Origin of the sequence: Kitasatospora sp. NPDC047058, from assembly GCF_040643935.1 — a bacterium.
Taxonomy (GTDB): Bacteria; Actinomycetota; Actinomycetes; order Streptomycetales; family Streptomycetaceae; genus Kitasatospora.
Genome location: NZ_JBEYVJ010000268.1, coordinates 1 through 10,134, shown reverse-complemented (window position 1 = coordinate 10,134; position 10,134 = coordinate 1). Strand labels below are relative to the sequence as shown.

At 74.3% G+C, this 10,134-nt stretch carries 8 protein-coding genes and 1 pseudogene; 2 read left to right on the top strand and 7 right to left on the bottom strand.

The features are described 5' to 3' along the window. A partial coding sequence (locus ABZ885_RS29065) for a helix-turn-helix transcriptional regulator (protein WP_360194832.1) occupies nt 1–349 on the bottom strand: 349 nt, incomplete at its 3' end. Nucleotides 350–664: 315 nt separating this feature from the next. Here ABZ885_RS29065 and ABZ885_RS29060 point away from each other — a divergent pair. Continuing rightward, entirely contained in the window at nt 665–3,877 is a 3,213-nt protein-coding gene (locus ABZ885_RS29060; RefSeq protein ID WP_360194829.1) for a M28 family peptidase, read from the top strand. Nucleotides 3,878–4,116: 239 nt separating this feature from the next. Beyond that, nucleotides 4,117–5,439 carry a cytochrome P450 gene (locus ABZ885_RS29055; protein ID WP_360194826.1) on the top strand — a complete coding sequence of 441 codons (1,323 nt, stop codon included), beginning with the start codon at nt 4,117–4,119 and terminating at the stop codon, nt 5,437–5,439. A 67-nt stretch (nt 5,440–5,506) separates the two neighbouring features. Here ABZ885_RS29055 and ABZ885_RS29050 read toward each other — a convergent pair whose 3' ends face one another. From ABZ885_RS29050 to ABZ885_RS29025, 6 genes and pseudogenes are all read right to left on the bottom strand, one after another. Next, nucleotides 5,507–5,947, bottom strand: coding sequence for an SRPBCC domain-containing protein (locus tag ABZ885_RS29050; RefSeq protein WP_360194823.1), 441 nt, complete (start codon nt 5,945–5,947; stop codon nt 5,507–5,509). Nucleotides 5,948–5,995: 48 nt separating this feature from the next. After that, entirely contained in the window at nt 5,996–6,334 is a 339-nt protein-coding gene (locus tag ABZ885_RS29045; protein ID WP_360194820.1) for a helix-turn-helix transcriptional regulator, read from the bottom strand. Further along, nucleotides 6,331–6,795: an SRPBCC family protein gene (locus tag ABZ885_RS29040; RefSeq protein ID WP_360194817.1), complete on the bottom strand. Its 465-nt coding sequence runs from the start codon at nt 6,793–6,795 to the stop codon at nt 6,331–6,333. The genes ABZ885_RS29045 and ABZ885_RS29040 overlap by 4 nt, the downstream gene beginning before the upstream one ends. Before the next feature lie 163 nt (nt 6,796–6,958). Then, complete coding sequence (locus ABZ885_RS29035; RefSeq protein ID WP_360194814.1) at nt 6,959–8,047, bottom strand: M48 family metalloprotease; 1,089 nt, start codon at nt 8,045–8,047, stop codon at nt 6,959–6,961. 513 nt (nt 8,048–8,560) lie between these two features. Continuing rightward, nucleotides 8,561–9,181, bottom strand: a complete 621-nt coding sequence (locus ABZ885_RS29030; RefSeq protein ID WP_360194811.1) for a Pycsar system effector family protein — start codon at nt 9,179–9,181, stop codon at nt 8,561–8,563. Nucleotides 9,182–10,038: 857 nt separating this feature from the next. After that, a pseudogene (locus ABZ885_RS29025) lies at nt 10,039–10,134 on the bottom strand (PCRF domain-containing protein); the annotation flags it as partial.

Below are 10,134 nucleotides of genomic sequence, written 5' to 3'. Positions count from 1 at the left end.
CGGGCAGTGGCGGGCGGGCCCTGCCGCCGGGCACGGCGGCGTTGCGGGGCGCGGAGAGCCCTGTGCGGCGGCAGGCGGTGCGCAGTTCGCCGCCGGCGGCGAGCAGGTCGTCGAGGCGGTCGGCGATCCGCGGGCTGGTGCGCCGGGTGCCGTGTTCGAGCTTGCTGACGGCGGTGTGGTCGTAGCCGATCTCGGCGCCGAGCTGGGCCTGGGTGAGGCCGGCCCGGCGGCGCCAGTGGCGCAGGCGTGCGCCGAAGACCCGCCAGGGATCCCCGTCCGGCGCCCGGCCCGTCGGGGCCTGTCCCGGTGGCGCGCCGGCGGACGCCGCGCCGGTGTGGTTCCGGTGCACGGGGCTGCCCTCCCGAGTCCGTTCCCGGCCTTCCGATGATGAGGACGCTACTGGACCGGGGGCGCCGCGTACATGACCCGGCGTCAATTGGTCTCGACCTTTTGGTCTCAACCTCTTCGCAAAACCCGCAGCTTGACAGAACTTGCCAACCGCGCGAACGGTCTGCCGCAGCCGTTGACCGGGGCATGACGGCGTGTGAGGGTTCCGGCACCCGAGCGCGGACGACCGCACGGCCGTCCCCCTGCGGCCCGAGGTGAGCGCCAGTCAGGCGTGCCGTCCGTGGTCGAGCACCCCCACGTTCGAGGAGCCTCGGAAATGAAACGCAGACTACTGACGGCGGGAACCACCCTGACCGTCCTGGCCGGCCTGCTCACCGCCACCGCGGTCGGCCAGGCCGCCGCCGGCCCGGGCCCGGCCGCCCCGGAACCGCCGAGCGCGCTGGCCGCCGCCGTCGACGCCGCCGACCTGGCGGCCGCCGCGGGCCTGGACGCCCTGGCCAAGGGCCCGGGCGAGACCTACGAGCGCCAGTCCGTCACCCCCTGGCTCGGCGGCCTCTACTCGGTCGCGTACGAGCGCACCTACCGGGGCCTGCCGGTGGTCGGCGGCGACGCCGTCGTGATAGCCGACGGCCAGGGCAAGGTCCGCGGCCTCACCTCCGCCGCCACCGGCCCGGTCGGCGGGACCGCCCTCGCCCCCCTGGCCACCACCCCGCTGGTCGGCGCCGCCAAGGCGGAGAAGACCGCCCGCACCCGGCTGCCCGCCGTGGACGACGTGGACACCCGCCGCCTCGTCGTCCGGGTCAAGGACGGCACCGGGCGGCTCGCCTGGGAGACCGTGCTCACCGGCCGCACCTCCGAGGCGCCGAGCCGGCTGCACGTCTTCGTCGACGCCCGCACCGGCGAGGTGATCGACAGCTACGACGACGTCAAGGCCGGCACGGCCAACAGCAAGTGGAACGGCCCGGCCCCGGTCACCATCAGCACCACCGGCTCCGGCGGCTCGTACGCGCTGCGCGACCCGAACCGGCCCGGGCTGAGCTGTGCCGACTACAGCAGCGGGCAGGTGTTCTCCAAGTCGAGCGACTCCTGGGGCACCGGCAACCCCACCAGCAAGGAGACCGGCTGCGCCGACGTGATGTTCGCGGCGCAGAAGGAATGGGACATGCTCCGCGACTGGCTGGGCCGCAACGGCCACAACGGCAACGGCGGCAGCTGGCCGGTCAAGGTCGGCCTGAACGACGTCAACGCCTACTGGGACGGCTCCTCGGTCTCGATCGGCCACAACCAGGCCAACGAGTGGATCGCCTCGATCGACGTGGTCGGCCACGAGTTCGGCCACGGCATCGACCAGTACACGCCGGGCGGCGCCAACAACGAGAACGGCCTCGGCGAGGCCACCGGCGACATCTTCGGCGCGCTCACCGAGGCGTACGCCAACGAGCCGGCGCCGTACGACAACCCCGACTTCACCGTCGGCGAGATGATCAACCTGGTCGGCAGCGGGCCGATCCGGAACATGTACAACCCCTCGCTGGTGGGCAACAACCCGAACTGCTACTCGGCGTCCATCCCCGGCACCGAGGTGCACGCCGCGGCCGGGCCGCTGAACCACTGGTTCTACCTGCTCTCCGAGGGCTCCGCCCCGGGCGGCGGCAAGCCCTCCAGCCCGACCTGCAACAACTCCGCGGTCACCGGGGTCGGCATCAAGGACGCCGGGCGGGTCTTCTACGGCGGCATGCTGCTCAAGACCAGCGGCATGACGTACAAGAAGTACCGGGTCGCCACCCTGACCGCCGCCAAGAACCTCGACACCACCTGCACCCTGTTCGGCCGCACCAAGGCGGCCTGGGACGCGATCAGCGTGCCCGCCCAGAGCGGCGAACCGGCCTGCACGCCGTCCGGCGGCAACGACTACTCGCTGGCCGTCAGCCCGGCCACCGGCTCCGTCCAGCCCGGCGCCTCCACCACCGCCACGGTGAGCACCACGGTCACCTCGGGCACCGCCCAGAGCGTCGGCCTGGCCGTCTCCGGCGCCCCGGCCGGCGTCACCGCCTCGGTCAGCCCGTCCTCGGTGCAGGCCGGCTCCTCCGCGACGCTGAACGTCTCCGCGTCGGCCGGCGCCGCCCCGGGCAGCTACGTCCTCACCGTGACCGGCACCGGCTCCGCCACCCACACCGCGCAGTACACGCTGACGGTCGGCGGCGGCAACCCCGGCGGCAACGCGCCCGACATCAGCGTGGCCAACGTGCAGGCGCACCTGGCCCAGCTGAACACCATCGCCTCCCAGAACGGCGGCAACCGCCGGGCCGGCACCGCCGGGCACAGCCAGTCCCTCGCCTACATCAAGGGCAAACTGCAGGCCGCCGGCTTCACGGTCAGCGAGCAGACCTGCACCTCCTGCACCTACCAGTCGAACAACCTGATCGCCGACTGGCCGGGCGGCCCGGCCGACCAGGTCACCATGTTCGGCGCCCACCTGGACAGCGTCGGCGCCGGCCCGGGCATCAACGACAACGGCTCCGGCTCCGCCGTCCTGCTGGAGAACGCGCTCACCCTCGCCCAGCAGAACCCCGCCCTCACCCGGCACGTCCGGTTCGCCTGGTGGACCGGCGAGGAGCAGGGCCTGCAGGGCTCGCAGTACTACGTCGGCCAGCTGGGCTCCGCCCAGCGCAGCGCCATCAAGGGCTACTACAACTTCGACATGGTCGGCTCGCCCAACGCCGGCTACTTCGTCAACAACCTCACCTCCGCCGCCTCGGCGCCGATGAAGGCCTACTGGGACTCCCTTGGCCTGCAGCCCGAGGAGAACGTCGAGGGCCAGGGCCGCTCGGACGACTACTCGTTCCAGCAGGCCGGCATCCCCACCTCCGGCTACGCGGCCGGCGCCAGCGCCACCAAGACCGCGTCCCAGGCGGCCAAGTGGGGCGGCACCGCCAACCGGGCGTACGACTCCTGCTACCACGCGGCGTGCGACACCACCGGCAACATCAACGCCACCGCGCTGGACCGCAGCGCCGACGGCGTCGCGTACACCCTGTGGAAGACCTCGGTCGGCGGCGGCCCCGTCCCGGCCGACGACTTCTCGCTCGCGGTGAACCCGGCCACCGGCACCACCACCCCGGGCGGTTCGGTCAGCGCCACCGTGTCCACGGCCACCACCTCCGGCTCGGCCCAGACGGTGAACCTCGCCGTCACCGGCGCCCCGGCCGGTGTGACGGCCACCGTCAGCCCGTCCCCGGTCCAGTCCGGCTCCTCCGCGACGCTCAACGTCTCGGTCGGCTCCGGCACCGCGGCCGGCACCTACACCCTCACCGTGACCGGCACCGGCTCGACCACCCACGGCACCACGTACTCGCTGGTGGTCGGCACCGACCCGGGCAACCCGGGCGGCACCTGGACGCCGGGCACCACCTACCGGGCGGGTGACGTGGTCACCTACAACGGCATCGGCTACCGCTGCATCCAGGGCCACACCGCCCAGGTCGGCTGGGAGCCTCCGATCGTCCCGGCCCTCTGGCAGCAGATCTGAGCGGACGGATCCGCTCCGGCGGGAGGGATGGGCTGTGCCGCGGTTTCGTCGAGGGGGACGAGCCGCGGCACAGCCGCGTTCCGGGTCCGCCGCCGGGAGCCGTGCTGGGCCGTTTCGGTGAGCGCCCCTTGACGTACAGTCAGGGGGCATCGCGCACCCCGCCGCGCAGCCCGCACCGCGCACCCAGCACCCCGCACCGCGCACCCCGCACGCCAGCGGCCGACCGAGGAGGAGCCCCCGTGGCCACCGAAGCCCACCCCGCCCACGTCCCGCCGCCCGCCGGGCAGGCGGCCGCCCGGCCGGTGCCCGAACTGCCCGCCGAGGCCGTCGCCCGGTGGCGGGCCGAGAAGGCCGACCTGGTCGAGCTGCTGGCCACGGCGCAGCGCCGGCTCGGGGGCGTCGCCGCGTTCCGGATCGGACCGCAGCCGACCGTGCTGGTCACCGGTCCGGAGGCCGTCCAGCACGTGCTCGGGCGCCACCCCGAGCGCTACGTGAAGCGCTCGCACCGGGCCCGGATGCTGGCCGGTGAGGGCGTGCTCTCGGCCACCGGCGAGGCCTGGAAGCGCCAACGGCGCATGCTGCAGTCGCAGTTCACCGGCACCGGGATGCGCCGCTACGAGCAGCGGATCGCCGAGGCCGCCCGGCACGCCGCCGACCGCTGGGCCGGCTACGCGCGCACCGGCGAACGGTTCGACGTGGGCGAGGAGATGCGGCACTTCGCCCTGGACACCATCTGGCGTGCGCTGACCGGCCGCCCGCTGGACGACCGCACCGACCACGAACTCGCCTCCGTGGCCCGGGTGGTGGCCGCGCTGCCGACCCTGCCGGCGGACGGCGGCGACGCCCGGGACGCGGTCGCCGCCGACCTGGCCCGGATCGACGCCGTCGCGCACGCCGCGATCGACGCCGCCCGCCGCGACCCCGGCGGGGACGGCCTGCTGCGGGTGCTGCTGGACGCCGGCGAGGAGCACCCCGAGTACACCGACACGCTGATCCGGGACGAGCTGGTCACCCTGCTGGTCGCCGGGCACGAGACCACCGCGACCACCCTGACCTGGCTCTTCCTGCTGCTCGACCGCCACCCCGAGGCGCGGGAGCAGGCACTGGCGGCCGGCCCCGAGGGCTCGCCGGAGCGGCGGGAGGCGCTCCAGGCCCTGGTCAGCGAGACGCTCCGGCTCTACCCGTCCGCCTGGATCCTGCCCCGGCACGCCGCCGAGGCGGACACCCTGGCGGGCCACCGCATCGAGGCCGGCACCGACCTACTGGTCTCCCCCTACCTGACCCACCGGGACCCGGCCCTGTGGCCCGACCCCGAGCGCTTCGACCCGGCCCGCTTCACCACGCCGGGCGCCCGCCCGACGCAGCTCGGCGCCTACTACCCGTTCGGCCTGGGCGCCCGCGCCTGCCTGGGCACCCAGTTCGCCGTCCGCGAGACCACGGCGCTGCTCGAACTCCTGCTGCCCGCGTACCGCCCGCGGTTCCTGAGCACCCCGGCCGGCGCCGCGTACAGCATCACCGTCCGCCCGGACGGCCCGGCGCCGGCCGTGCTCGACCGCGGGTAGGCGCCGGTACCGGCACGACGGAACGGGGTCGCGCCCCCGGCGGGCGCGGCCCCGTTCCGTCCGGCCGTCAGTGCCAGTTGCTGATCATCACATCGTGCGGCGCGGGCTCGCCCTTGCCGGTCTCGACCAGCCGCTTGAGACTCATCAGGTACGTCGCCCACTTGGTGCTGCAGTGGTGCATGAACTCCACCTGCTCGCGCCAGCCCTCGTGCCGGAACAGCACGATCGTGTAGTCGCCCTCCTGCTTCAGCTCGAAGGTGACCCGCGTGCCGATCCACTCCTCCGGTCCGTCGACGACCTCCCAGAGCACGAGCTCGCCGGGCCGGGCGTCCAGGACCTTCATGTCGAACCCGCCGGGGATGAAGCGGAACCGCACCACGCCGCCGACCCCGGCGTCCCCGGAGGTGTCCTCCGTCCACCAGCCCGCCAGCCCGTCGACCGTGGTCAGCGCCGCGTAGACGGCGTCGGGTGACGCCGTGGCGCCGATCCTGTGCAGGATGTCCAGCATCTCGATGCCTCTTCTCTCGTCCGGGCGCCCGCTCCGGGGCGCGATCGGTCAGTCCTTCTTGCCGCGTTGGATCGCCTCGGCGATCCGCTTGATGCGCTGGAGCCGGGCGTCCCAGGCCGCCCCGACCGAGGACAGCTGCGCGACCGCGCGGGCCAGCTGGACCTCGTCGACCTCGTAGAGCCGCTCACGGCCGGACGGCGTCACGTGGACCAGCCCGACCCGGCCGAGGACGCCGAGGTGCTTGGCGACGGCCTGCCGGGTGACCGGCAGTTGCTCGCTCAGCGTGGTCGCCGTCCCGCCACCGCCTGCGAGCAGGAGGTCGAGCATCCGGCGCCGGATCGGGTCCCCCACCGCCGACCAGAGCTCGTCGTCGATCACGGCGCTCACGGCGCCGACACCAGCTTGCCGAGGTAGGTGACGAGCCGCGGCAGGAAGTGGTCCCAGCCGCTGGCGTGCTCGTTGTAGGCCTGCTCCAACACGGCCGCCTCCCAGCCCCGCTCCCGGAACCCCGTCTCGCAGAAGCGCAGCAGCGTGCCCGCCCCCGAGGGGATCAGCTCGAAGGTCACCAGGAGCGAGTTGGCCGGGCCCGCGGCCTCGCCGTCCTCGTACACCCACCGGAAGGAGAACCGCCGCGGCGGGTCGGCCTCCACCACCGTGAGCGGCACGACGTTCGCGTCCGGCGAGTCCCGGTCGCCGAACGTGACGGTCCCGGTGGCACCGGCCACCGGTTCGAGCTCCGCGTCGTCCGGCCACCACTCCCGCAGGTGCTCGGGCGTGCTGATGACCTCGTAGACCACCTCGGGCGCCGCCTCGACGTGGATCTCCCGCTCGATGCTGCCGTACTCCATCGCAACCTTCCCTTTCGCAACCTTTGGTTGCACATCACTCTAGGACACCCCCGACCGATGCGCAACCTTTGGTTGCTCCAGGAGGGTGGTGCTGCAGGCCGCGCCCCTGCCCCTGCCTCGTGCGGCCGGGGCAGGGGCAGGGGGTAGGGGGTAGGGGCGGCCGCTATCCGGCGGAGGCCCGGACATCCTTCCCGAGACGGTCGAGGCGGGCCTTCACGTCGGCATGGGCGGACGTCACCCGCGGAGCCGGCGGCGGGGACGGGGGCTGCGGGGCTCCGACGTACGGGGGCCCCGGAGGCGGCGACAGCGGGACGGTCCGCGCGCGGTGCTCCGCCGTGAGCACCTCCGTCAGCTCGGCGCGGAAGTCGAGGCCCACCGCGTAGTCGTCCGCACGGTACTCGGCGCGGCGGTGGAGCCAGGCGACCAGGAGCGGGGCGAGCGCGGCGGGAAGCAGGAGCCACCAGAGATCCGCGGCGACCGACAGGACGGCGGCCGCGACCACGAGGGTCAGGCAGCCGCCGCAACCGGCGACCCGATTGTCGGACGAGCTCACGAGCCGGGCGAGAACGATCACGGTCCACCGCCGGAGCGTCCGGGCCGGCAGGGCGTACCAGTCCGCCAGCAGGCCGGCCCACGTGTGGCCGCCCACGTGGTGGCCGAGTTCGTGCGCGAGGATCGCGGCCAGCTGGGAGTTGGGGAGGCGGTCCATCGCGTGCCGCGTGACGGCGACGATGTGACCGGCCGTCGCGGTGGCGTTGAGCTCCTCCCGCTCCTGGATCCACAGTTCGTAGGTCTCGGGCCGGACACCCGCACGGCGGGCCACCTCCGCCCAGACCTCGGCCAGGCGTCCGGCCTCTGCGGGGCCGGGGCGTCGCATGCCCAGGAGGTGGCGGGCGATCGCGGCCTCGGTGGGGCGGTGGAACACCAGGGCTCCGGAGCACACCCAGAGCACGGTGACGACGGCCCCGACGGCGGGGTTGACCGCCGAGCCGCCGATCGCCACCACGCCGAGGCTGATCAGCGCCGTCGGCAGGGTGACCACGAGCTGCAGGACGGCGGCCCCGTCCGCGCCACGCTGTCGCGCCTTCAGGTGCTTGCGGCCCGACTGCAGGACCAGGTCGTCCTGGTGGGCGGGGACGCCCGGCTGTTCGGAGGGCTCTTCAGCCGGTTCCGGCGGCAGCCGAGGCGGTTCCGGCGCGGTCTGGAGCAGCGGCAGCCCGGGCGGTTCCGGCGCGGTCGGGAGCAGCGGCATCGACGGGCCCGCGGGGGAAGCCCGAAACGGCTCGGGAGGCAGGACCGGCCGGGACGGCAGCTCCGGCGGTAGGGGGAGATCCCGGGGAGCGGCGGGCGGAGCGACCGCCTCGGGAGCCACGGGGTAGGGCGGCGGCTCGGTCACCGCCCGCGGCAGCGGCACGGCCGGCGACGGCTCCGCCCCTGCCATCGGCTCCGGTCCCCCGGGGTACGGCGGCGGCGCATCGGGATACCCGGGGACCGGGTCACCGGGGTACGCCGGCACGGAGTCCCCGGGGTACGGCGGCGGCACATCGAGGTAGCCGGGGACCGGGTCACCGGGGTACGGCGGCGGCGCCTCGGGATACCCCGGAACCGGGTCACCGGAGTGCGGCGCCGGCTCACCGGGATACGCGGGTGGCGGCTCGGGGTCCCACCTCGGAGGCTGGGCCGGGTAGGGATCGTGGACGGGCATGACGTGCACCTCTGTGGCAGGGCGTTCGGGTGAGGGAGGGCCGCGGACGGGCGGGCGGCATCAGCCGGCGAGGAGCGCGGCCGGCAACAGGACCAGGGCGGCCGTGAAGGAGGCCATGCCCGTCCGCAGCCACCGGTACTTGCCCGCGACGATCCGGCTGTTCTCGGTCAGCGCGGACAGGGCGGCCGCGAGCGGCGCACGGTCGGTTTCCCGGAGGGCCTGCTCCAGGGCCGCCGGACCGTGGCCGGCGGCCCTGCGGATGTCCGCGAAGTGGGTGAGGGGCATGCCCGGACGCCAGACGCGGGTTCGGTAGCGCGGGATCACCGCCATGAGCAGGGCGCCCATCGAGGCCAGGAAGCAGGCCACACCCGCCCACCAGAGCAACCGTCCGGCGAGGGCCAGGTCGGCAGGGTCCCAGCCGCGCGCGGTGAGGACGCCCACGAAGGCCGCGGCCGCCATCCCCTGGGCACCCACCAGCACGGAGCCCTTGGTGTCGGCCCGGGCCGTCTCCTGGCGGAGGTCGGCGAGCAGCCGCTCGGCCGTTCGAGTCGCGGTGTCCTGGGCGACGGCCGACAGGGCTCGGCCCGGTTCCGGGTCCGGTTCCGGGTCCGGGTCCGGGTCCGGGTCCGGGTCCGGGTCCGGCTGCACAACCACCCGCTCGGCGAGCGGTTCCGGCTCCACGGCCGTCACGGGGCGGCCGGCGGGTTGGGCACGCGGTAGCCGAAGACGGGTCCGGCGTCCGCGGGCTCCGTCCCGCCGCCTCCGGTGCCCGGACCGGCTTCCGCGGCCGGGGCGGCGGACTGCGGCGGCAGGAGCGGGAACTCCTCGGCGCCGGTGCGCTCCTGGTGGAGCGGGCCCTCCACCTCGGGCCGGCCGACCGCGGCCGCCGGTACGAGCTTCGCGCTCAGGACCTCACGGATCACGTTGGCCGCCAACCGCCGCGGCTCGTCCAGCTGGTGCTCCTCCAGCCCGCCGGGGCCGCCGCCGAGCGCCTGCATCGCCACCTGCAACTGGTTCTGCATCGCCCGGAGTTGGTCCTGCCGGAGGTTCTCCATGACCAGCCGCGCATCCTCCGGGTGGCGGGCCAGCTGGAATGCCATCGCACTCGGCCCGCCGCGCTCCAGCCAGTACGCGTAGTACTCGATCTTCTTCACCTCGATCTCCTGCAGCTCCAGCTCCTGCCGGCCGCGGGCCAACTGCCGTTCGTGGCCGAGGTCCTGGTTCTGCGACTCGATCCAGTGCTGGTGGCGCCCCTGGGCGAGTGCCCGCTCGGCGGCCAACTCGTCCTCCCGCATACGCAGTTCGTGCTCCGGGTCGAGCTTCTGCCGGGCGTACTCGAGCTCGCGCAGCTCACGCGCGTGGTTCAGCGCGGCCTCGTCCCGGCGGATCTGGACGGCGCAGCGCACGTGAAGTCCGGCCGCGGCGCCGAGCGGGCCGGACGCCGCAAGGACTTCCTGCACCGCCTTCTCGGCCGCGGCACTGTCCTCCATCGCGTACCCGCGCAGCACCGGTCGCATCAGGAGGTCGCAGGTCCGCTGTATCCGCTCCGCGAAGCGCAGGTACATCCGGAGCAGGTCGCCGGCGAACAGCGCGGACTCCTCGCCGCCCTCGCCCGCCTTGATCTCCAGGATGAC

Excerpts from the sequence above, each read along its gene's own strand:
- ABZ885_RS29060 (WP_360194829.1), top strand. The coding sequence starts at position 665 with ATGAAACGCAGACTACTGACGGCGGGAACCACCCTGACCGTCCTGGCC.
- ABZ885_RS29040 (WP_360194817.1), bottom strand. The coding sequence starts at position 6,795 with ATGGAGTACGGCAGCATCGAGCGGGAGATCCACGTCGAGGCGGCGCCC.
- ABZ885_RS29050 (WP_360194823.1), bottom strand. The coding sequence starts at position 5,947 with ATGCTGGACATCCTGCACAGGATCGGCGCCACGGCGTCACCCGACGCC.
- ABZ885_RS29035 (WP_360194814.1), bottom strand. The coding sequence starts at position 8,047 with ATGCCGCTGCTCCCGACCGCGCCGGAACCGCCCGGGCTGCCGCTGCTC.